This is a genomic window from Nitrobacter sp. (assembly GCF_047149785.1).
Classification (GTDB): Bacteria; Pseudomonadota; Alphaproteobacteria; order Rhizobiales; family Xanthobacteraceae; genus Nitrobacter.
In genome coordinates this window covers 1681262-1701477 of the sequence record NZ_BAAGBE010000001.1, presented here as the reverse complement: position 1 = coordinate 1701477, position 20216 = coordinate 1681262, and the positions used below count along the sequence as shown (strand labels likewise).

23 protein-coding genes are annotated in these 20216 nt (G+C 63.0%); 12 read left to right on the top strand and 11 right to left on the bottom strand.

Going from position 1 to position 20216, the window contains the following annotated elements:
• Positions 1-171: 171 nt before the first annotated feature.
• The 3 genes from murI to ACMDCM_RS07815 all read right to left on the bottom strand — a co-directional run bounded on the left by murI (position 172) and on the right by ACMDCM_RS07815 (position 2943).
• Positions 172-969, bottom strand: a complete 798-nt coding sequence (gene murI / locus ACMDCM_RS07825; protein ID WP_412773034.1) for a glutamate racemase — start codon at positions 967-969, stop codon at positions 172-174.
• Positions 970-1172: 203 nt separating this feature from the next.
• Positions 1173-2231 (bottom strand): HD-GYP domain-containing protein, encoded by a 1059-nt coding sequence (locus ACMDCM_RS07820; RefSeq protein WP_412773033.1) that lies wholly within the window; start codon positions 2229-2231, stop codon positions 1173-1175.
• Between the two features lie 154 nt (positions 2232-2385).
• The gene (locus tag ACMDCM_RS07815) at positions 2386-2943 is read right to left on the bottom strand and encodes a PAS domain-containing protein (RefSeq protein WP_412773032.1); all 558 of its coding nucleotides are present in this window, start codon (positions 2941-2943) and stop codon (positions 2386-2388) included.
• A 1107-nt stretch (positions 2944-4050) separates the two neighbouring features.
• Between ACMDCM_RS07815 and ACMDCM_RS07810 the strand changes: the two genes are divergently transcribed.
• Together ACMDCM_RS07810 and ACMDCM_RS07805 are read left to right on the top strand one after the other, a co-directional pair.
• Positions 4051-4842, top strand: a complete 792-nt coding sequence (locus ACMDCM_RS07810; RefSeq protein ID WP_412773031.1) for a rhomboid family intramembrane serine protease — start codon at positions 4051-4053, stop codon at positions 4840-4842.
• Between the two features lie 198 nt (positions 4843-5040).
• Entirely contained in the window at positions 5041-5469 is a 429-nt protein-coding gene (locus ACMDCM_RS07805; protein ID WP_412773030.1) for a CBS domain-containing protein, read from the top strand.
• Between the two features lie 7 nt (positions 5470-5476).
• Here ACMDCM_RS07805 and ACMDCM_RS07800 read toward each other — a convergent pair whose 3' ends face one another.
• Positions 5477-6508 (bottom strand): patatin-like phospholipase family protein, encoded by a 1032-nt coding sequence (locus ACMDCM_RS07800; protein WP_412774696.1) that lies wholly within the window; start codon positions 6506-6508, stop codon positions 5477-5479.
• A gap of 218 nt (positions 6509-6726) precedes the next feature.
• Between ACMDCM_RS07800 and ACMDCM_RS07795 the strand changes: the two genes are divergently transcribed.
• Positions 6727-7773, top strand: coding sequence for a hypothetical protein (locus ACMDCM_RS07795; RefSeq protein ID WP_412773029.1), 1047 nt, complete (start codon positions 6727-6729; stop codon positions 7771-7773).
• 112 nt (positions 7774-7885) lie between these two features.
• Here ACMDCM_RS07795 and yidD read toward each other — a convergent pair whose 3' ends face one another.
• Positions 7886-8254, bottom strand: a complete 369-nt coding sequence (gene yidD / locus ACMDCM_RS07790) for a membrane protein insertion efficiency factor YidD (protein WP_412773028.1) — start codon at positions 8252-8254, stop codon at positions 7886-7888.
• Positions 8255-8471: 217 nt separating this feature from the next.
• Between yidD and ACMDCM_RS07785 the strand changes: the two genes are divergently transcribed.
• A complete protein-coding gene (locus tag ACMDCM_RS07785; protein WP_412773027.1) occupies positions 8472-9395 on the top strand; it encodes a COG3904 family protein in 924 nt (307 codons plus the stop codon).
• A 25-nt stretch (positions 9396-9420) separates the two neighbouring features.
• Here ACMDCM_RS07785 and ACMDCM_RS07780 read toward each other — a convergent pair whose 3' ends face one another.
• Positions 9421-9885, bottom strand: a complete 465-nt coding sequence (locus tag ACMDCM_RS07780; protein WP_412773026.1) for an iron-sulfur cluster assembly scaffold protein — start codon at positions 9883-9885, stop codon at positions 9421-9423.
• A gap of 249 nt (positions 9886-10134) precedes the next feature.
• Between ACMDCM_RS07780 and folE the strand changes: the two genes are divergently transcribed.
• The 5 genes from folE to ACMDCM_RS07755 all read left to right on the top strand — a co-directional run bounded on the left by folE (position 10135) and on the right by ACMDCM_RS07755 (position 14932).
• Positions 10135-10860, top strand: a complete 726-nt coding sequence (folE, locus tag ACMDCM_RS07775) for a GTP cyclohydrolase I FolE (RefSeq protein ID WP_412773025.1) — start codon at positions 10135-10137, stop codon at positions 10858-10860.
• A gap of 144 nt (positions 10861-11004) precedes the next feature.
• The gene (hisI, locus tag ACMDCM_RS07770) at positions 11005-11445 is read left to right on the top strand and encodes a phosphoribosyl-AMP cyclohydrolase (protein WP_412773024.1); all 441 of its coding nucleotides are present in this window, start codon (positions 11005-11007) and stop codon (positions 11443-11445) included.
• Positions 11446-11458: 13 nt separating this feature from the next.
• Complete coding sequence (locus ACMDCM_RS07765) at positions 11459-11845, top strand: hypothetical protein (protein WP_412773023.1); 387 nt, start codon at positions 11459-11461, stop codon at positions 11843-11845.
• Between the two features lie 137 nt (positions 11846-11982).
• On the top strand, positions 11983-13002 hold the full coding sequence (locus ACMDCM_RS07760; protein ID WP_412774695.1) for a transglycosylase SLT domain-containing protein: 1020 nt from the start codon (positions 11983-11985) through the stop codon (positions 13000-13002).
• Positions 13003-13381: 379 nt separating this feature from the next.
• Positions 13382-14932 (top strand): DUF2336 domain-containing protein, encoded by a 1551-nt coding sequence (locus tag ACMDCM_RS07755; RefSeq protein ID WP_412773022.1) that lies wholly within the window; start codon positions 13382-13384, stop codon positions 14930-14932.
• A gap of 217 nt (positions 14933-15149) precedes the next feature.
• Here ACMDCM_RS07755 and ACMDCM_RS07750 read toward each other — a convergent pair whose 3' ends face one another.
• From ACMDCM_RS07750 to ACMDCM_RS07740, 3 genes are all read right to left on the bottom strand, one after another.
• Positions 15150-15728, bottom strand: coding sequence for an Hpt domain-containing protein (locus ACMDCM_RS07750; RefSeq protein WP_412773021.1), 579 nt, complete (start codon positions 15726-15728; stop codon positions 15150-15152).
• 13 nt (positions 15729-15741) lie between these two features.
• A complete protein-coding gene (locus tag ACMDCM_RS07745; protein ID WP_412773020.1) occupies positions 15742-16287 on the bottom strand; it encodes a response regulator in 546 nt (181 codons plus the stop codon).
• A 99-nt stretch (positions 16288-16386) separates the two neighbouring features.
• The gene (locus ACMDCM_RS07740; protein ID WP_412773019.1) at positions 16387-17166 is read right to left on the bottom strand and encodes an NAD kinase; all 780 of its coding nucleotides are present in this window, start codon (positions 17164-17166) and stop codon (positions 16387-16389) included.
• 360 nt (positions 17167-17526) lie between these two features.
• Between ACMDCM_RS07740 and ACMDCM_RS07735 the strand changes: the two genes are divergently transcribed.
• The 3 genes from ACMDCM_RS07735 to ACMDCM_RS07725 all read left to right on the top strand — a co-directional run bounded on the left by ACMDCM_RS07735 (position 17527) and on the right by ACMDCM_RS07725 (position 19281).
• Positions 17527-17739: a His-rich protein BRANT gene (locus tag ACMDCM_RS07735; RefSeq protein ID WP_412773018.1), complete on the top strand. Its 213-nt coding sequence runs from the start codon at positions 17527-17529 to the stop codon at positions 17737-17739.
• A gap of 178 nt (positions 17740-17917) precedes the next feature.
• Positions 17918-18319 (top strand): hypothetical protein, encoded by a 402-nt coding sequence (locus ACMDCM_RS07730; RefSeq protein ID WP_412773017.1) that lies wholly within the window; start codon positions 17918-17920, stop codon positions 18317-18319.
• 242 nt (positions 18320-18561) lie between these two features.
• Entirely contained in the window at positions 18562-19281 is a 720-nt protein-coding gene (locus tag ACMDCM_RS07725; protein WP_412773016.1) for an outer membrane protein, read from the top strand.
• A gap of 113 nt (positions 19282-19394) precedes the next feature.
• Here the strand turns inward: ACMDCM_RS07725 and ACMDCM_RS07720 are convergent, their stop codons facing one another.
• A complete protein-coding gene (locus ACMDCM_RS07720) occupies positions 19395-19580 on the bottom strand; it encodes a hypothetical protein (RefSeq protein ID WP_412773015.1) in 186 nt (61 codons plus the stop codon).
• Positions 19581-19831: 251 nt separating this feature from the next.
• Positions 19832-20140 (bottom strand): FecR/PupR family sigma factor regulator, encoded by a 309-nt coding sequence (locus ACMDCM_RS07715; RefSeq protein WP_412773014.1) that lies wholly within the window; start codon positions 20138-20140, stop codon positions 19832-19834.
• Positions 20141-20216 lie beyond the last annotated feature (76 nt).

Here is a 20216-nt window from a genome sequence, read left to right as displayed (position 1 = left end):
ATAAGCTTGATGGACAGGACCACGGGTCGCGAAACGCAACGCGGGCCGAAAACCGGCCCGCGCGCAGGTGGGTTTCTAGGGACAAACCATTGCCCTGTCAAACCAAAGCGCAGCTAATTTCAGCGGAGATTGCGGTTTGCGCGACCGCTGATCCCGGCGGCTGCGCCCGGTTCAGGCCGGGACCCGCCCGCCGAAGAACGGCGCGAGAGCGTTCGTCAGCGTGCGGGAGCGGCCGGAGGTAAAAAACATTTCCGGCGGAGATTCATGCCTGCCGATGCTGTCCGGACCGAGTAGATCGACGACGCGCCGGGCGATCGCGGGCGCGGGGTCGATCCAGGCCACCGGCCAGGGCGCGAGCCTGATCAGCCGATCCAGCAGCAGCGGATAGTGCGTGCAGGCGAGCACGACGGCGTCCGTGCGCAACCCGCCGCCATCAGTGGCCGGAACGAAACACGGCGCGATCTCGCTCACGATATCGGCGTCGCTGACGGTTTTGCCGCGCAGGGCGTCCTCCGCCAGCGAGGCGAGGTTCGCCGCGCCGACCAGCGTCACGGTGCAGGCCTGGGCGTGATTGCGGATCAGCGCCTGGGTGTATTCGCGCTGAACGGTCGCCCGGGTGCCGAGCACAGAGACGCGCTTGGTCTTGGACGCGGCGCAGGCCGGCTTGATCGCCGGAACCGTGCCGACGAACGGCACGGAATAGGCGGCGCGCAAAGGTCCCAGCACCGAGACGGACATCGTGTTGCAGGCGATCACCACGAGATCGGGAGCGTGGGCGGCAATCAGTTCGCCGGCCAGCGGCACCACGCGGGCGATAATTTCGTCTTCGCTGTGATGGCCGTAGGGAAAGAAGACGTCATCGGCGACATACACGTAGCGCGCGCCGGGCAGGGCCTTGACGATCTCCCGCAGCACGGTCAGGCCGCCAAGGCCGGAGTCCAGGACGAGAATGGTGGGAGTGCCTGCCACGTGGAAAATATTAGGACGGTTGGGTTAGAGCGGAGTTTTGACGGATTGCGATGATTTGTCCATCCCGGATGGTCTGCGGCGGTGCTTTAGAGCGTTTTCAAGCGAAGTGGCTACCGGTTCGCGTCAAGAAAACGCGTCAAATCAAAATCATAGAGCCCCGCTTCTGATTCCATCAGAAGCGCAAAGGCTTTTGCGCGCGCCCGTCAATGGGTCGACGGTTTCGGGCCGTTGAGCGCGATGCCTTGAAACGCCTTCACCAGAGCGCCTTCCAGCTTGCCGTCCATGCCGCAGAGGATCTTGTAGGCATCCGGCCGCGACATTGCCGGCCGATAGGGCCGAAATTCGATCAGTGCCGCGAAAATGTCCGAAATCGTCAAAAGCCGCACGAGGTCGCTGATGTCGGACCCTGCAAGGCCGTCCGGATAACCGGAGCCATCGAGATACTCGTGGTGGTGCCTGACGCCGTCGAGCGCTTCGCTGCTGATTTTGGGCAGGTCCTTCAATAGGTCGTATCCGATCACGGGATGGCACCGCATGATCTCTTCTTCGCCCGGCGTCAATTCTCCTTGCTTGTCGAGAACGGCCAGCGGAATCCTCGCCTTGCCGATGTCATGAAGCGTCGCCGCGAGTCCGAGCCGCTTTACGTCGGCTTCGCTGAAGCCGATGTCGAGGGCGAATCCCACCGCTACTCCCGTCACCAGCATACAATGCTGAAACGTGCCTTCGTGGTGGCGACGGACCTCGTAGAGCCACCGGTCGAATCCGTTTCGCACGATGTTCGTTATGATCTGCGACGTGGCGTATTCGGCATCCGCCAGATTGACTGGCCTGCCCTCGCGCGCTGTCTCGAACATCGAGACGAAGGCGGCTGCGCTGTTCTCCGTTTCCGGCGAGGCTGTATCCGCATCGCCGTGGTTCGCCTTCTCTTCATTCGCGAACTGGGTCAGCTTCGATATGATTTCGCGCGGGCGAGATACCACGGCCGTGGCGCCAAGCGCATAGGCTTGCGCGATCATGGAGCGGAGATGGCCGGGAACGACGAACATTTTTTCGGGGTTCGTTCGCTTGACCCCCAGCACGCGCCTGATCCGGTCGACGCAGTCCATCTTGCGCAGGTCGGCGTCGACCATCAGCATGCCGCTGGTGCCGGGTTGCGGCTCTTCACCTTGCAGCACTTGCGGCACGATGTGGAATTGCGGTTCGAGCATCGCGCGGATCGCGGGGATCTTCCCAGGTTCGTCAGTGACAAAATTCACGAGCATGACGATGTTCTGGCGCCGGCGGGATGATCTGCCGCCATTGAATGACGGTATCAGAATGCTGCATTCTGCGGGTAAATCCCTAACGCGGGCATAATGTCGGCTGATATCGGTCGGCGGCAGCGTGAGCGGCATGCATGGGCCGCGGGTGGGTTGGTCAGCGCAATCCTTCATAAACCATGAAGCCGCGGGCGATCGCGAGCTTCTTGAGCACGCGCGGGACGAGGCGCTGCGGCGGATGGTTCATGTAGCGCCACGACACGAGGGTGAAGTCGCCGAGCGGCTGACCGTCATGCTGCATCGGCGCCAGCAGCCCGGTGAGGCTGACGGGCGCATGCGCGCGAGTGTTGAAAGGCAGCAGAAGCAGTTCGAAGCGCGCGAGCGAACCGTCCTTTGCGGTCGCGGTCACGCCGGCGACGGCGGCGAGCAGTTCTTCGGACACGGCGCCAAGGACATCTGTGATTTCGGCGCGGCTGGCCGTCGTAAACAGCTCGGAAAAGTCTTGTCCCTTGAGGTCGCGGTCGAGGAGGGCGCAAACCCGGGTGCCCGCGACGCGGAACGGATAGCCGTGCCTCGGGTCGCAGGAGAGCACGAAGATGTCCCCCAGCAGTTCGCGGACAGCCGCCGGTTCCATCGCGCGCCGGTCGGGCGCGCGCTCGCCGTCGCGCTTTGTGTCCCAATAGGCGTAGAACGCGCGGTTCGATGGGTGCTTCATGACTTTGATACCGTCCTGGTGCGGCGCGAAGCGGACGTATCTGTCCCGATTCAGGGCGCCGCGGCTCCATTTCTGTTGTGCAGGAGGGTCCTTGCAGCGTCTATGCCGCCGGCGGCTTTGAAGCCTTCGGCGCACGCCTTTGTGCCGTTAACGTTAAATTAACTATCGGAGTGGTTCGCTGGAATAAGCTGGTACTGTCCGGCTACGTCTCCCGCCGTTTTTCTCCAGGTTCCGGCGGAACGTCGAACGCCTCGCACCATCGCGGGATTTCGAATATCGAAATATCCCTGCGGACAATCTGTACATATCAAAGGGAGGGTTTCTCAGACCCTCCCTTTTTGCTTTTTGCGTTTGTCGACCCGGGCGGGTCCTTCGGGCTGTGGCGGCGCCGTCGTTCAAGATCGACAGCAACGACAGGATTGAGGTATTGGTGGCATTGATCCGGCGCCGGCTGCCGGTTGAAACGGTAGTGGCATGAGACGGATAGAGCGCAATTCGGCGGTTATCCCGGACTCGATGATGGCAGGGGCAAACGCGGGATGAGACAGGCGGGAAAAATCTTGCGCTTTTGGGTGTCCGTTCTCGGTCTTGTGATCGGCCTTCAAACGGCCTTCATTGCGGCCGCTTCCGAGAGTTTCGGGGCGCCGGGGCCGGCTGTTGGGGAAAGCGGATCCGCAGCGCCTTCCCCGAACGGCGACGTTGCCCCGGCTCGCGAGTCCGGCGACGAACCCGGCGTGCCGGCGAGCGAGCCCGCCACCGAGAGGGTCAGGGATCACAGCACTCGCAGTCCTCAGGAAATGTTATCCCTGTTCCTGAAGGGCACGGGGGCGCTGATCGTTATGGTGCTCCTTTACAAAGGACTCGCACGATGGTTCGTTTCCAGGCGTCAGCGTGATTGATCAATGTATGCGCTTTACATTCTCGCCATTCAGCGGTCCCGGTCGTCGTTTCCGAGAAACCATCGTGCTGTCGATGGCATCGCGTGGGGCGGGGCCGTCAGGGCGGCATCGTCCGGCGGTATTTTTTGTTAGCCGGCAGTTTTCTTGCAAATCCGCCCAAACCGCTTATTGCTGCGCATCGCCCGCTTGAGCCGCCAGGTCGCAGCCCTTGGACTCTCCGCCAAACCTTCCGTCAGATATCCCGCCGGAACCGCGGCGTGAACCGATCCTCACGCTGCCGGGAGGCTTGACCGCCTATATCGGCCTGCTTGCGGTCGTTTATGTCCTATGGGCTGCGCTTCCGCTCGATCTGGAATACTGGATCGTCGAAGCGTTCGGCTTTATCCCGAAGCGATACGATCCGAATCTCCTGGCGACAGCGTTTCCAGGCGGAGGCGCCGCCAAGATCTGGACTTTCGTGACCTATTCGCTGCTGCACGCCAACCTCAGTCACATCGGTTTCAACGTGCTGTGGCTGCTGCCGTTCGGCAGCGCGGTGGCGCGCCGCTTCGGCGCCTTCAGGTTCTTTCTTTTCATGGCGGTGACTGCCGTCGCCGGCGCGGTCGCGCATCTTTTGACCCATGAGCACAGCATCGCGCCGATGATCGGGGCGTCGGCGTCGGTGTCAGGCGCGATGGCGGCGGCGATCCGCTTCGCGTTCGTGCGCGGCAGTTTCCTGTCGTTCCGCAGCGACGACGCCGACGCGGCGGCGCAGGTGCCGGCGTTGTCGCTGACGCGCGCGTTGCAAAATCCGCGCGTGCTCGCGTTTCTCGCGATCTGGTTCGGCGTCAACGTCATCTTCGGGACGGGATCGGTCGCGATCGGCGCCGAGCCCGGCAGCGTCGCCTGGCAGGCCCATATCGGGGGCTTTCTGGCGGGTCTCGTGCTGTTTTCGCTGTTCGATCCGGTGCCACGCGAAGCCGCGAACGTACCCTCGGACGACGCCGACCAGATTCGATAGCGGATGCTCGCGATCAGGATCGCTTGCGGTGCGGATCGATTTCATTCATCATGGTCGTCTATTCAGGCGAAGTGGAATCCGGTTCGCGTGAAGAAAAGCGTCTCGCCGTTCGCGCGCGAAAGATCGAACGTTTCGACTGCCGCCTGAGAACGAGGATCGCGCGAAGATGCCGCGCGATCTCCTCCGCAGGAGGCGACAATGACGGTACGTTCCATTCTCGAGGGCAAGGGTCACCAGGTCGTAAGTGTCGAGCCGGGCACGACGTTGTCGGCTGCCGTGAAAATTCTCTCGGAGCGGCATATCGGTTCCGTTCTCGTGATGAATGGCACGCGCATCGACGGCATACTGTCCGAGCGTGACGTCGTCCGTGCGCTCGACGAACGCGGCGCGGGCGCGCTCGACGAGCCGGTCAGCGCCGCCATGACCCGCAAGGTTGTCAGTTGCCGTTTGTCGGACACGCTCGCTTACCTCATGGAAGTCATGACGTCGGAAAGGTTCAGGCATCTGCCGGTGGTGGAGGGCGACCGGCTGGTCGGCCTGGTTTCGATCGGCGATGTCGTCAAGCTGCGCGTTCAGGAATATGAGGCTGAGCAGGAAGCGTTGCGCGACTACATCAAGACCGCCTGAACACTCATCAGATGTTGGCTCCGGTATCGGCGTCGGCGGCGCTCGCCGGCGGGGCCAGAGTCTCAATCGCTTCGACGATTGCTTCGACGGCGCGATCAGCGGCGCGCGCACCATGCGCGATCAGATCGTTGGCGCGATGGAAATCGAACCAGCCGATCTGGCCGACCCGCGGCTGGATCAACAGATCCGGTGGATCGCCGGCGAGACGCGCGCGGGTGATGCGGTCCTGCATGATGTTGAATGCATCGGTCATGACCGTCATAACTCCGGGGCGGCTGCCGCCGCCGAAGAGTTCGCGCTTGACGGTCCGCTCGGCGGAAAAGAACTTGCCGAATCCACGTTTCGGCCGCGCGGCCTCGACGATCTCCTCTGGTGCCTCGCTCTGCGTGCCGTGAGAGAAGATCGTAATGCTGTGACCGAAGACGTCATTGGAAAGGTTGGCGGCGATCACGATCTCGGCGCCTAGCGCGCGGGCTGTGGAGACCGGTACCGGGTTGACCAGCGCGCCGTCGACCAGCCAGCGATCGCCCACCAGCATCGGTGCAAAGATTCCGGGCAGCGCATAGGACGCGCGCATCGCATCGACCAGGCGGCCGTGCGTGAGCCAGATTTCGTGACCGGTGCGGACCTCGGTGGCGACGCTTGCAAACTTGAGCGGCAGCTCCTCGATCTGAATCTGACCGAGCGACGCCTCGAGCCGGGCTGTGAGCTTGGCGCCGCCGATCAGTCCGGAGCCGTTCAGCCGGATATCGAGATAGCTGAAGATATTCCGAGGCTGCAGGCTGCGCGCCCATTCCTCCAGGGTGTCGAGACGACCCGCTGCATAGGCGCCGCCGACCACGGCTCCGATGGAGGTGCCGACCACCACATTGGGCTCGATGCCATGTGCGATCAGCGAGCGGAGAATGCCGATATGCGCGAAGCCGCGCGCGGCTCCGCCGCCCAGAGCGAGCCCTATCACCGGCCGCTTGACACTGTCCAATCCAACCTTTTGGCCGTTCGACCCATTCTGGCCGTGGCCTCGCAAACCCTCAAGCACAGCGGAATTCTCTAACTGAGACATCGGCTTCCGTGCTTCCGGCGGACGAACGCACGAAAGATCTGCTGCCGGATGTTGCACCGACTAGAAGGAAATTATCACCGGATGAAGACGTTTCAACCGGGAGGCCGCGCTTTTAGGCCCTTCAAGGGCGGGACGCAGCCGTGAGCGAATGTGGTGGCTTGAATTTGCCGTGTTTTCCGGGAAAAACCGGCGCCATGTTTTCCGGGGGCAATCATCGATTCAATTCGGGCTGGCACTCGTGGCCGTTGCGCGCATCGGTCGCGCTGTTTGTGACGCTGCCATGCGCGGCCACGGCGCAGTTGTTCGGCGAACGTCCGCCCCCGGTGCCGCCGGCCGCCGTTCCCGACGCCCCTTCGGGGCCTGCAATCAGCCTGGCGCCGCCTTCCGGTCCGGCCTCGATGCCGAGCCTGCCCGCGCCGTTGACGCAAGCGCCGGCCGCCGTCGTGCCGCTGATGACGCCGCCACCCGGCGTCGCGGCTCCCGCGCAGGCGGTTCTGTCGTTGACCGCGCGTTACGGCAAGGATCTGCCGGTCATCAACAGCGGGCTGATCTGGCGGGTTTATTCCGATCGCCCCGACCAGAGCGGCGCATTCAAGCTGATGCGCGAGGATCATGGCGCGACACCAAACATCGTTCTGCCGCCGGGCGGCTACGTGGTGTATGTTTCACTCGGTTTGGTCAGCGCTGTGCGCCCGGTAACGCTGAAGCCGGATACCGATCACGAGTCGTTCATCTTGCCGGCGGGCGGATTGCGGATCGAGGGCCGCGTCGGCACGTCGGTGATTCCGCCGAACCAGATTTCCTTCAGCATCTACAAGGGCAGCCAGTTCGAAGGCACCGAACGCGCGCCGCTCGTTCCTAGCGCAACCGCGGGCGACGTGCTGCTCTTGCCGGAGGGCACCTATTACATCGTCTCCAACTACGGCGACGCGAATTCGGTTGTGCGATCGGACATCCGCGTGCAGGCGGCGAAGCTGACCGACGTGACGGTCTCGCATCGCGCCGCGGTCATCACCTTGAAGCTCGTCAGCGACAAGGGCGGCGAGGCGCTGGCCAACACCGCATGGTCGGTGCTGACCCCCGGTGGCGACGTCATCAAGGAATCGATCGGCGCATTTCCCCGCGTGATCCTGGCCGAAGGCGAATATCGCGTGATCGCCAAGAACGACGGCAAGGTCTTTGAGCGCGGCTTCGAGGTCGTCAACGGCGTCGACGGCGAGGTCGAAGTCGTCGCGCACTAAGCTGTGGGCTATCAGGAGGTTGTCCATCTGGTCTGAACCGAGGGAGCTGAGGTTGCGAAGCCTTCAGTGTTCCAGGGAGAGACTAGATGGACAACCTCCTGATAGCTCGCATCTAGCGGGAATCGCCGTCGGTATTTTCCGGATTGTTCACGCCGCGCCAGCGGCCGTACCGCCACGGCCGATACCAGGCTGCGCCGGGCGGTTTCGCTGTCGGAACATTATCGATTCCGGACGTGCCCCAGGGCTGGCAGCGCAACAACCGCGCCAGCGTCATCCAGCCGCCGCCCCACAATCCGAAGCGCTCGATCGCTTCGTCGCCGTAGGCCGAGCACGTCGGCAGGTGCCGGCAGTTGAAGCCCACAAGGGGCGACAGGGTGTGGCGATAAATCCAGATCAGCATCCGTCCGGCGTTACGCGGCAGCCGCAAGGCCGCTCTCGCGCAATCCGGGCATGGCTTGGAACTTTGCGGCGTTGGTTTCATGAATCGCGCGGGAGTTCCCGCAAGGAACCCTCAGTTCGGCAATTTCGTCACAGGTGCCAAGATATCGTATACTTCCGGGCGCAAACGCAGCAAAGGTGGTATGGACGTCGCCGAATCCGGCGGCTACGTTTTACGGACCATCCGGTGACGGACTCACGGGCCGCGGTTCGGCCGGCTGTATTGATCGGCAAGAGCGGGGTACGGGGGAAGGACCGACTTGAGGCTCGCGACATCATCTGGGTTCTGTGGATGGGCGCTCCTATGCGCGGCGGCCTTTTGTTTTGCCATGCCCGGTCTTGCGGCCGCGTTCGATAAACCGGTTTTGGCCAATGTGACCGCCGAAGCACGAAAGCAGCCGATGCGGTTCACCTGGACTGCTTGCGGGTCGCACTGTCGGGGCTGGATCAGCGCGGTCGGTATCGTCACCGCCGAGACGCCGAAAGCTTTCGATGACTTCACCGCCGGACGCGATGTTACCGGCGTGACGGTTGTGCTGGACTCCAGCGGCGGCTCGGTCAACGACGCCATTGCGCTTGGCCGACGCTGGCGTGAACTCGGCTTGCGCACGACGGTCGGGACCAGCGCTGTCGTCAAGACCACGAACGGCGATCGCGCAGCCGTGCTTCCCGAAGCCTATTGCGAGTCCATGTGCGTGTTCATGTTGTTGTCAGGCAAAGCCCGCTATGTACCTGATGGCGCGCATGTTCGTGTTCATCAGATCTGGATGGGCGATCGCGCCGACGATGCGAGGGCCGCCAGCTACTCCGCCGACGATTTGATGATTGTGGAGCGCGACATAGGCCGGCTCGCCAAGTATACCTTCGACATGGGCGGGACCGGGGATTTGCTGCATTTGGCGCTCAGCATTCCTCCATGGGAAAGTCTCCACGAACTGTCGCCGGCGGAATTGCACTCGACCAATCTGGTGACGACGGACCGCGTCGCGGACGTGCTGCCGGACAGCGGGACTATGGATGCGCCCGTCGCCAGCCTCGTCGCCAAACCGGTGCAGGACCGCTTTCCGGCAAGCGTTGCAAATACGGCTGCCACGGGGACCGTCGTCAGCAGGCCGACCAAGACCGCCGAAGCGGTTCCGACCGGCGGTGTGGCTGCGGTTGCTCCGCCACCTCATAATCAATAGCAACGTTCAAGCGAAACGAACTGCTTCAGCTTGGCGCGGATGTGAGTGGGGTCGATGCAACCGATTTGGCCTCGATCTGGCCGATGGCGTCGACCACGGCGTCGAACGTCAGCATGGTGGATGCGTGCCGCGCCTTGTAGTCGCGCACCGGTTCGAGCAGCGCGATGTCGGCCCACTTGCCCTGCGGCGGCGCGCCGTTTTCCTTCAGCATCCTGCGCACGGTCTCGCGCAGTTCGCGCAACTCCGTGGCGGTCGAGCCGACCACATGGCGCGCCATGATCGAGGACGAGGCCTGGCCGAGCGCGCAGGCCTTCACGTCGTGGGCGAAGTCCGTGACGATGGGGCCGTCCATCTTGAGGTCGATTTTGACGGTGGAGCCGCACAGTTTCGAATGAGCCGTGGCGCTGGCATCGGGTGCCTGAAGACGCCCCAGCCGTGGAATGTTGCCGGCCAGTTCGATGATGGTCTTGTTGTAAACGTCGTTCAGCATCAGATTCCAAAACGTTGAATTCGCTGAGGAGGCAGGCGACGCTCTTGGCGGCGGGAACCTCGAAGCCTATATATGGATCCAATGCCGGGAAACGCAATCCGGCGATTTTCCGCCGCACTCGGATTGAAGTTCAATTCGGCTGTTGCAATGTTCAATATCAAGGGACTCAGGCGTCCGGTGGCTCGCAATGCCGCCCCGTCTGCCCGGTGACACTCCGGTCTCAAGCGAGGCCGGTCGAACGGAGTAAAGATGGACGCTTTGATCAAGCCGCTGCGCGGCAGCAAACCTTCCGAAGTCAAATCCAGCAGCGCCAAGACTTCCAGCGCTAAGACTGCCGGATTTTCCCCCGCCGAGCTGGATCCGTCGGAATTCATGGCGGCAGCCGTTCAGCCGGACCGATCGCGTCCGTCGCGCCACGAAGCAGAATACGCGGTCAGGACGCTATTGTCCTATATCGGCGAAAATCCGGATCGGGAGGGGCTGCTCGATACCCCGCGCCGGGTGGTCGAGGCCTATGACGAGATCTATCAGGGCTACCATCAGTGTCCGGCCGAAGTGCTGAACCGGACCTTCGGCGAAACCGCAGGCTATGATGATTTCGTGCTGGTCCGCGACATCCAGTTTACCTCGCAATGCGAGCATCACATGATGCCGTTCTACGGCAAGGCGCATATCGCCTACACGCCGGTCGAGCGGGTGGTCGGACTATCCAAGCTGGCGCGCCTGACCGACATCTTTGCCCGGCGTCTTCAGACCCAGGAGCACATGACTGCCCAGATCGCCGCCGCCGTCGACGAAGTGCTCAAACCCCGCGGCGTGGCGGTGATGATCGAGGCGGAGCATACCTGCATGTCGGTGCGCGGTGTGGCCAAGCACGGCGCCCTGACCTTCACCAGCCGGTTCACCGGCGTGTTCCGCGACAATCCGGCGGAGCAGGCACGATTCCTGTCGATGGTGCGAGGGCCAAGCCGCTAGTGTTTCGATTCCGGTAAAGGATCGCTCGCGAAATTTAAGCTGTTGGTGGAGCTTTGGATTTGGCACTTGCGTCCACGACCCGAGCGTGTTGCGCATGTCGGATCACTTCGCCGAGTCCCCGACGATATTTCTGAGCGATTTCCTGTGTCTCAACCGACAACTTCATCCCAAAACGGAATCGAGGAGGAGCTGCTGTTCCGGCCTCGCTTCGATGCGTCGGGGCTCATTACGTGTGTCGCGACCGATGCCGAAACCGGCGATGTGCTGATGGTTGCGCACATGAACGAGGAGGCGCTGCGGCGGACCGTCGAGACCGGCGACGCCTGGTATTACAGCCGTTCACGCAAGGCGTTATGGCGAAAGGGCGAGAGTTCGGGTCAGGTCCAGCGGGTGGTCGAGATGCGGACGGACTGCGATCAGGACGCGGTCTGGATCAAGGTCGAGCAGCGCGGCGCCGCCTGCCACACGGGACGGCGATCCTGTTTCTACCGGGCGGTGACCAAAGGCGAGGGCGGCGAAGCGCGCGTGAGGTTTGTCGATGCCGACAGGCTGTTCGATCCCGCCGAGGTCTATAAGAAGTCCTGACACGGAGCCGTCCGTGAGTGTGCAACCGATTTCGATCGTAGTCCGGCTAAGTGACGTTACAATCGCGCGTTCCGAACTGGAGCGGACTTTGGGGTTGGTCTTGGATCGGTATGAGAAAATTCCTGGACGCTCGACGAGTTATGCTCAAATCGATATCCCTGAAGCCGATGATTATTGGTCTGCCGCCTTAAATCATATTCGAAGCATTGCACCGGTCCTCGTACCGCTTGTTTCCAATGAATCGATAGGTTCGATGTGCTTGGACGTCGCGATTCCGTTCCATGAGAGTGCGATGGCGATCTCGTCGACGTTTCCATCCCCGCTTGCGGAAGTCGCCGGGAGTTTGGGCATGGATATCGAAGTGTCGATCTATCGCAACGGCCTGATTTATTCGCATTAACGCACCGTTAACCATAATCTTCCACCTTGCTCCGCAGTGAAAGCCGTCCGCTGCCGGTGGGAGCCGGCATCGACGGCGGGTTTGCCGAGATCGCGTTGAAATGCGAGCGGTCGTTTCGCGGGGAGCGAGAGACCACCATGACCGTCGATGCCGCCAACGCCGCCAGCGATCCGTCGCGCGCCGGACTGACCGGCCTTTTCAACGGGATCGCGACCGCCATCCGCAAGGCGGCCGACGTCACCGGCGCGAGCTTCGAATACCTGCTCGCAACCGCCAAGATGGAATCCAACTTCGATCCTCAAGCTGCTGCGCCCACTTCGTCCGCCAAGGGGCTCTACCAGTTCATCGAGCAGACCTGGCTCGGCACGGTGAAGGAGGCGGGCCCCGCGCTCGGCTATAACGGCTATGCCGATGCCATCACCAGATCTCCGTCGGGCAGCTATTCCGTCAGCGATCCCGCCACGCGCGCCGCGATCCTCAAGCTGCGTGACGATCCGGCCATCGCCTCCGCCATGGCCGGCGTGCTGACGCAATCCAACAGCTTCAAGCTGACCGGCCTGATCGGCCGCCGTCCGACCGACAGCGAACTCTATATGGCGCATTTCATGGGCGTCGGCGGAGCCGCGAAGCTGATCGCGAATGCGCAGGACAATCCGCAAGCATCCGGCGCGCGGCTGTTTCCGAACGCCGCCGCCGCCAACCGTCCGATCTTTTACGATAGCGACGGCCGGGCGCGCAGCGTATCGGAAGTCTACGCCGATCTGGATCGTCGCTACGCCGTCGCCGCCAGCTCGCCCGCGACCCGCACGGCGATGGCATCGCTCGGCGTGAGCGCGCCGGTGGCGGTCGCGTCCGCGGCGCAATTTGCGACGTCGTCCGACAATGCGGTTTACCTGTCGCGTCTGCCCGACACGCGCGGCGGCGTCACGCCGGTCGTGGCATCATCTGCGACGATCGCATCCGCCGCGCCCAGCCAGCCGATGTTTCGTTCGCTGTTTCAGGTCGGCGAGCGCACGCAGCCGGTGTCTCCGGCGGTTCAGGAACTGTGGGGCACGCGATCCGTCGCGGCGGCCCCGGAGGCGCAGACATCGTCCGCGCCTGGTCCGCGTCAGCCGTTCGATCTGTTCAGCGACCGCAGCGGCGCTTACAGCGGCTAGACGGTCTCATTTAGGCAGGAATTCCTTGGAGCACTGCGGGCTCCCTCTCCCGCTCGCGGGGGAGGGTTGGGGAGGGGCTAGTCAGCGTGCCCCCACCCGAACGCTTCGCGTTCGACCTCCCCCGCAAGCGGGAGAGGTGAAGATTCGTCATCCGAAGTCATCCCCCGAAACTTGCATTTTTTTGCAAACCCTCCTGTTTATTGCTTTCAACAGGTTCATTGCTTTCAACAGGGCATTTTCGCCGCGTCTATTCTCGTTAACGAAACGTCAACGAAGGCAACCGGTTATGGTGAACCCTTTGTTAAGCGTCGTGGTTTATTTTCTATGACAGTGGCATCGGATCACGGTGTCGTCTCAAGTTGTGTAAGCCGGAAAGACCATGATCGTTCGGCAATTCATCAGTTGGGTACGGTCCGCCACCGCGGGCGAGCGGGCGGAAGCAACGCGAGCACTGGCCAGAGCCTGGCTCATCTCCGATCTCTCCGATGACGATCGCGCGGCCGCCGAGGGCGCGCTCCTGATGCAGCTCGATGATCCGTCTCCGCTGGTTCGCCAGGCGATGGCGGAGGTTTTCGCGCGCAACGCGACCGCGCCGGCGGCCATCGTCCAGGCGCTTTCGGTCGATCAGCCGTCGGTTGCCGTTTTGGTCCTCGAACATTCTCCGCTCCTGATCGATGCGGACCTCGTCGACATCGTCGCGACCGGCAACAGCGATGTGCAATGCGCCGTCGCGCGCCGCGCCCGCATTCCGGTATCGGTCTGCGCGGCCATCGCGGAGGTGGGCTCGGCGGCGGCGGCCCTTGAGCTGATCGAAAATCCGGGCGCCGATCTCGCGCCGTTATCCTGGAACCGCATCGTCGAGCGGCACGGCCACCTCTCTGCAATCAGGGAATCGATGCTGGCGCTCGACGATCTGCCCGCAGCCACGCGGTTCGCGCTGATCGGAAAACTGTCCGATACGCTGGCGCGGTTCGTCGTCGCGAAGAACTGGCTCGACGCCGATCGCGCGGGCCGCGCGGTCGGCGACGCCCGTGATCGCTCCGTCGTCAATATCGCCGCGTGTGCGGGAGACGACGAGATGCGCGGTCTGGTCGCGCACCTGCGCGCCACCGGGCAACTCAATGCCGGATTGATCCTGCGCGCGTTGCTGTCGGGCAATCAAGACCTGTTCGACCATGCGCTGGTGGAACTGTCGGGCCTGCCTTTGGATCGCGTCGTTGCGCTAGTTCACGATCGCGGCGGCGCCAGCCTGTCCGCGCTGTTGACGCGGGCGGGGTTGCCGGAATCTACGTTCCCTGCGTTTCGAGCCGCGCTGGAAGCGCGCGACGAGATCGGCTTCGTCGGAACGGTCGGCGGTGCGACGCGCCTGCGTCGCCGTATGGTGGAGCGTGTCCTGACGATGTGCGAAACGGCGTCCGAGGTTTCGGAGCCTCTGCTGATCCTGCTGCGGCGCTTCGCGACGGAATCGGCGCGCGAGGAAGCGCGTGTATTCTGCGATGAGCTGGTTGCGGAACGAGCGGCGGAGCCGGCGTTTGAGGAAGCGTCGGTTTGCGAGACGGAGTTATCCGAGCCCGAATTGTACGAGCCGGATTTCCGCGAGGAGTTCTGCGAACCTGTGTCTGACAGGCCGCGCTTCTTCGACCGCCTCGGGTTCAAAGCTCGGCTCGACGATCGTGAGCCGGATGAAGCCAGGTTCGACGATGCGGAATCTTGCGGAGCGGAATCTTACGAAACGGAGCCATGCCAAGCCGGGCTTTACGAGGCGGAGCCGTACGCGGAGGTCTCTTGCGAACCCGAGCGCGTCGAACCGAGGTTTGACGAGCCGGCGACTTACGAGCCCGCGTCCCGTAAGCCGAGGTTTGACGAGCCGGTGATTGCACCGCGAGCGTACCGCGAACCGCTGCTCAGCGAGCTGCTTGCGGCTGCGTAACCGTAGGAATCCTCATCGTCCCGGCGTACGCAGGGACCCCCATTCACCAAGTTTTGCCGGCCTGTCGCCGAATCCGCGACGTACGGGGAGCCCGCGTTCGCGGGGACGACCGGACGCTGGAGTCTTTCCGCTTCCAACGGAATCAGAAGCGGGGCTCATGGTTTGATTTGACGCGTTGTCTTGACGCGAACCGATAGCCACTTCGCTTGAAAACGTTCTATTCCACCGGCGCGATGCTCGGCGTGAAGATGGCTTCGAGATGCTCGGGCCGGTCACGATTGACTGCGGCGAGATATTCGTCGGCAACGAGGCGCAGTTTGCGGTTGATCTCCTGCGCCATGGCCTCGGTGCCGGGGGTCGTGTGCTCGCGCACGATCGCCTGGATCGCGTTGATGTGATAAGCGATCAATTCCGCAGGCACGCGGTCGAGGGCCGGCGAATGTTCGATGATCCGGCAGAGGCTTTCGGCACCGGCTGCGGCGAAGGGATAGCCGAAAGTTGCGGCGTCGCCCTTGATGTCGTGCGCGGCGCGAAACAGTTCGTCGCGCGCGGCCGGTGTGAATCCATCCTGGAGAATGGCCGCGTGGGCGGCGGCAAGGCGGTCCCGTTCGATCGCCATCCATTTGGAGAATTCGTTGGACAATCCCGCCAGCGCCTTCTCGGCGCGCGCGACCGGGTCGTCGAAATTCTTCTCGTCGACGAGCCGCATCACTTTGCGCAGCCGATTGGGCGGCGTGATGACGTGATGGTCGGCGAATGTCTCGACCTTCAGCCCGGGAGGTTCGTCCTTCTGCATGCGCTGCGCCTCGTTAGCCGGGGGCCCGGGCCTTATCCAGCAGCGACGGCTGTGCAATGATATCGGGCTCCTTGGTGCCGCGACGCTCGGGGCCGATATAGGCGTTGCTGGTGTTGCGCCGACGATCCGGGCCGAAATAGTTCTTGGTCTTGATGAACGGCCGCGGCGAGACCACGACGTTGAGGATTCGCTGATAGAGGCCCTTGGCCGAAATCGGCTTCGCCAGGAATTCGGTGACGCCGGCGTCGCGCGCAACGGTGACGCGGCGCTTCTCCGAATGTCCGGTCAGCATGATGATCGGGGCGAACGGATTTCCTTTCGACTCGGGCTGGCGGATCATCTGTGCGAGCTCGATGCCGTCGAAGATCGGCATTGCCCAGTCGGTGATGACGATATCGGGAACGTAATGGGTGTACATTTCGAGGGCGGTGGCGCCGTCCTCGGCCTCGTAGACTTCGCGCGCGCCGAACGAATGCAGCAGGGTGCGCAGAATGCGGCGCATATGCGCATTGTCGTCGCAAACGAGAAACCGCAGCTTGTTGAAGTCGATGCCGTACATGGTGCGGGAGCGGATCCGATATACCCGACGTTAACTATATGCCGTCGCCGTTAACGAATGGTTGCCGTTCTTCCTCTCCCGAAAAGGGGGCAGACGGGTTTAATAGCCGAACTGCTCGCGCAGGATTCGCTCCTCCAGGCTGTGGCCCGGATCGAACAGCATCCGCATCGAAATCGTCTTGTCGGACAGGATCTCGACGCGGCGGACGTCGCGGGCCTCGTCGTGGTCGGCAACGGCGGCCACCGGGCGCTTTTCATCTTCAAGCACCTCGATCACCACGACGGCGGTGTTCGGCAACAGCGCGCCGCGCCAGCGCCGCGGACGGAAGGGGCTGATCGGCGTCAGCGCCAGCAGCGCCGCGTTGATCGGCAGGATCGGTCCCTGCGCCGAAAGATTATAGGCGGTCGAGCCGGCCGGCGTCGCGACCATGACGCCGTCGGCGATAAGCTCCGCCATGCGTTCGCGCTCGTCGATCAGGATGCGCAGCCGAGCGGCCTGATGGGCCTGGCGAAACAGCGAGACTTCGTTGATGGCATGGTGGATGTGCACTCCACCGTGGATATCGGTCGCGCGCATCAGCAGCGGGTGGATCACGGTCTCGGTCGCGGCAGCGAGGCGGGCGTGCAGATCGTGCCGGCTGTATTCGTTCATCAGAAAGCCGACGGTGCCGCGGTGCATGCCGTAGATCGGCTTGCCCGACCGCATGTTCTGATGCAGCGTTTGCAGCATCAATCCGTCGCCGCCGAGCGCGACCAGCACATCGGCATCCGCGGGATCGTGATTGCCGTAAATCGCGACCAGCTCCGTCAGCGCCTGCTGGGCTTCGGGGCTTGCGCCCGCGACGAACGCGATCCGGTCATGGGATCGGGGTGAGGTCATGATAATTGCAAGCTCATGCCGGGCTGATGACGTGCTCGTTTGTCTCCGGCGGTGCCGGCGGGTGTCGAGGCGAGACTTAACCGCGTTTCGCGGTCGCGTGTCGAGACTCCGATCTCTCCATGGTTAGCGGATGCGACAAGATCTGCGCCGAACGGCCTTTCGTATTCCGCTGCGGTCCGTAATGCGAACTTATTCCAGGCAACCGGCGACGCCAATATGACCAGCCATTCATCCGGATGAACAGCGGCTGCTGCCGCATTCAGCCCTCGTTCAGCGGGGCGGTCCCATCGTGGCCCGCGTGAATCCGGGGATCCGGCCACCCGGCCGGACACCTCGGTATCAATCTCCAAGGAGACCACCATGCTGAAAACGATTTCCGCCGCGCTGCTCGCCGCTTCCGTGCTTGTTGCGCCCGCGATGGCCGGCACCGCCCGCACAAGCCATGCCCCGGCCACCAAGTCGGCGACCCTCAAGTCGAATGTGCTGAATGCCAACGCCAAGATGGGACGCCATCACCATCATCCCCGCCGGCACGTTCATCGCCATCGTCATTTCCACAAACACCACCACTGATTCCGTTACGCGGTGCGGTCATGGCTTGCGGCGATCGATCGCCGGTCGCTGCAAGCTCGACCCGCACTTAATCACCGATAACTGAATTGCGAATTTCCTTCCGGCTGCGGACGGTCTAAGAGCTTTCCGGGGAAGCGGAGAGACGAGACCGAAGTTGGGGGGATCTTCTAAATTCGCAATGGTCGTCTTGTTGGCGTCGTCGCTTGCTGCCTGCGTGACCGATGGCGGCGATAAGGGCGAGATGGTCTACACCGATGATCGCGGTATCGCCGATCAGCCGTTTCCGGCGGACTACCGCGCTCAGATCCTCGCGTTTCTCAGAACCTACCTCAACAATCCTGTTGGCGTTCGCGACGCCGCGATGGCCGCGCCGGCTCAGCGTACCGTCGGCGGCCGGCTGCGCTATGTGAGCTGTCTCCGTTACAATGCCCGCGAGATCGACGGCAGCTACGGCGGTGTGGTGCAGCGCGCGGTGGTATATGTCGATGCACGGCTCGACCGCATGATCGAGAATGCCGGCGAGGTCTGCGCGGGGGCCGTCTACGCGCCGTTTCCCGAACTGGAAAAGCTGACGCGGTAAGCCGAGAGCCGGGATCACATTTCGGAGAGCCCGGAACCTCACGACAGGGAGGACGACCGGCCAGAATGCTGGTCTTGCGCCCGCTGCTGGTTTTCCGGCCGAGAGAGCCTACATGGGGCCGTGAATGTTGCCCGCGCATCACGGTTGCGGACGATCACTGCAACACGGCTGCCTTTGGGCAACCAAATTCGCGCCACGTTGTTTGACGATGGTGGCATCCGACAAAAAGGGGGAAACCCGTCATGAAGAGATTCTTGTTCGCGGCGGCGGCCGTCGCAGCTTTCGCCGCTCCGGCGCTCGCGGCTGATCTTCCGCCGCGAACCTATACCAAAGCGCCGCCGCCCTATACGCCGACACAGGCTGTCTACAACTGGACCGGATTCTACGTGGGCGGCCATCTCGGCGGCGCGTTCGGCGGCGATAGCAGCCTCGGCGGAAGCGATGGCCGCTTCCTCGGCGGCGTTCAGGGCGGCGCCGATTATCAGTTCGCGAACAACTGGGTGCTCGGCGTGGAGGCCCAGTATAGCTGGCTCGCCAACAACAACGGCGGCGTGGTCTTTCCGGGAGGCGGCAGCGTTGTGACGAGCAACGATCGCGGTCTTGGCTCGGTGACCGGCCGGCTCGGCTACACCTGGGGACCGGCGCTGTTGTACGCCAAGGGCGGTTATGCGTTCCGCGACAGCAAGCTCGGCATCACCGATGCCGCGGGCGTTCCGCAGTCTTTCGCGACCACCGGAAATCGTGATGACGGCTATACGATCGGCGCCGGTCTCGAATACATGTTCGCGCCGAACTGGTCCGCCAAGGTGGAATATCAGTACTACAATTTCGGCAAGACGACGTTCGCCGCGGGTTCGCCTGCCGACGTCGTCGGAGCCAGCTTCCGCAACGACGAGCATACCGTGAAGGCCGGCGTGAACTATCGCTTTGGCTGGGGTGGCCCTCCGGCGCCTCATTATTGAGACCGGCGTCAGATCGGCGCGGCTCGCGTCGGATCAGGCGATACGATATCCGACAAAAAGGCCGGCGCGCAGCCGGCCTTTTTTGTGCGAAACACGCAGCGATTCCGCATCCATCAAATGCGGTCGACCCTCAAGAACAGCGTCCAGATCACCAGCAACAGGGTCGCGATCGCCAGCCAGTCCGGGTGGACGCAAAATGTCGCGCCGTAATAGCACAGTTGATCGGCGCCGATGCCATAGTTGCCGGCGCCGTAGAACGCAGCCGTTGCCAATGCCATCATGAAGGTCACGAATACCATCGGATACTCCTGACGTTGCGCCGCCGCCCGAAGTTGTCTCGGGGCCGAACTTGCGGCCGGGTTCTGGTTGGAAGTCTAGTTTTGCCCGGTGAAACAAGCGTAAATCGATGCCTCCGTTTTTCTGCGAACGGCTGTGGTGTGCTGTTGCCACAGTGCCGGCACAGCCCCGAAGTTGCGACCGGGGGATCCACAGCGGCTCTTCCGCATCTCACGCGGCTTCCAAAGCGATGCCGACGGGACGGCGGACCCGATCATCCATGCAGCAGCATGAAGGCGCCGCCGGCGAGCGCTGCGAGGAGAATCGCGACGGCAATGATCTTGGCGGCGTTACTGCGCGGTTTGTCGACCGTCCCGGCTTGACCCGTCCGGGCCGTCCCGGCTTTGCCTGCCCGCCGCTCGGCCTCCTCATAGGCTGTTCTGTTCTCGGGGCTATGGTCGAGCCACGCTTCAAATGCGCGGGCTTCGTGCGCGCTTTGGTTGATGTCACGGTTTTTCAGCACCCAGGCGGCTGCCTCGTCGTGTGGTTTGTCGTTCGCCTGTGGTGATTGGTCGGCGGTCATTGTGGCTCCTGATCGTCCATCGCTCCCATTCTAGAGGTGAGCGCTCCTTGTTGTAAGGACCCACACTCAATACCGG

Excerpts from the sequence above, each read along its gene's own strand:
- ACMDCM_RS07820 (WP_412773033.1), bottom strand. The coding sequence starts at position 2,231 with ATGCTCGTGAATTTTGTCACTGACGAACCTGGGAAGATCCCCGCGATC.
- ACMDCM_RS07815 (WP_412773032.1), bottom strand. The coding sequence starts at position 2,943 with ATGAAGCACCCATCGAACCGCGCGTTCTACGCCTATTGGGACACAAAG.
- ACMDCM_RS07805 (WP_412773030.1), top strand. The coding sequence starts at position 5,041 with ATGACGGTACGTTCCATTCTCGAGGGCAAGGGTCACCAGGTCGTAAGT.
- ACMDCM_RS07795 (WP_412773029.1), top strand. The coding sequence starts at position 6,727 with ATGTTTTCCGGGGGCAATCATCGATTCAATTCGGGCTGGCACTCGTGG.
- yidD (WP_412773028.1), bottom strand. The coding sequence starts at position 8,254 with ATGAAACCAACGCCGCAAAGTTCCAAGCCATGCCCGGATTGCGCGAGA.
- ACMDCM_RS07780 (WP_412773026.1), bottom strand. The coding sequence starts at position 9,885 with ATGCTGAACGACGTTTACAACAAGACCATCATCGAACTGGCCGGCAAC.
- folE (WP_412773025.1), top strand. The coding sequence starts at position 10,135 with ATGGACGCTTTGATCAAGCCGCTGCGCGGCAGCAAACCTTCCGAAGTC.
- ACMDCM_RS07760 (WP_412774695.1), top strand. The coding sequence starts at position 11,983 with ATGACCGTCGATGCCGCCAACGCCGCCAGCGATCCGTCGCGCGCCGGA.
- ACMDCM_RS07755 (WP_412773022.1), top strand. The coding sequence starts at position 13,382 with ATGATCGTTCGGCAATTCATCAGTTGGGTACGGTCCGCCACCGCGGGC.
- ACMDCM_RS07750 (WP_412773021.1), bottom strand. The coding sequence starts at position 15,728 with ATGCAGAAGGACGAACCTCCCGGGCTGAAGGTCGAGACATTCGCCGAC.
- ACMDCM_RS07745 (WP_412773020.1), bottom strand. The coding sequence starts at position 16,287 with ATGTACGGCATCGACTTCAACAAGCTGCGGTTTCTCGTTTGCGACGAC.
- ACMDCM_RS07740 (WP_412773019.1), bottom strand. The coding sequence starts at position 17,166 with ATGACCTCACCCCGATCCCATGACCGGATCGCGTTCGTCGCGGGCGCA.
- ACMDCM_RS07735 (WP_412773018.1), top strand. The coding sequence starts at position 17,527 with ATGCTGAAAACGATTTCCGCCGCGCTGCTCGCCGCTTCCGTGCTTGTT.
- ACMDCM_RS07730 (WP_412773017.1), top strand. The coding sequence starts at position 17,918 with ATGGTCGTCTTGTTGGCGTCGTCGCTTGCTGCCTGCGTGACCGATGGC.
- ACMDCM_RS07725 (WP_412773016.1), top strand. The coding sequence starts at position 18,562 with ATGAAGAGATTCTTGTTCGCGGCGGCGGCCGTCGCAGCTTTCGCCGCT.
- ACMDCM_RS07720 (WP_412773015.1), bottom strand. The coding sequence starts at position 19,580 with ATGGTATTCGTGACCTTCATGATGGCATTGGCAACGGCTGCGTTCTAC.
- ACMDCM_RS07715 (WP_412773014.1), bottom strand. The coding sequence starts at position 20,140 with ATGACCGCCGACCAATCACCACAGGCGAACGACAAACCACACGACGAG.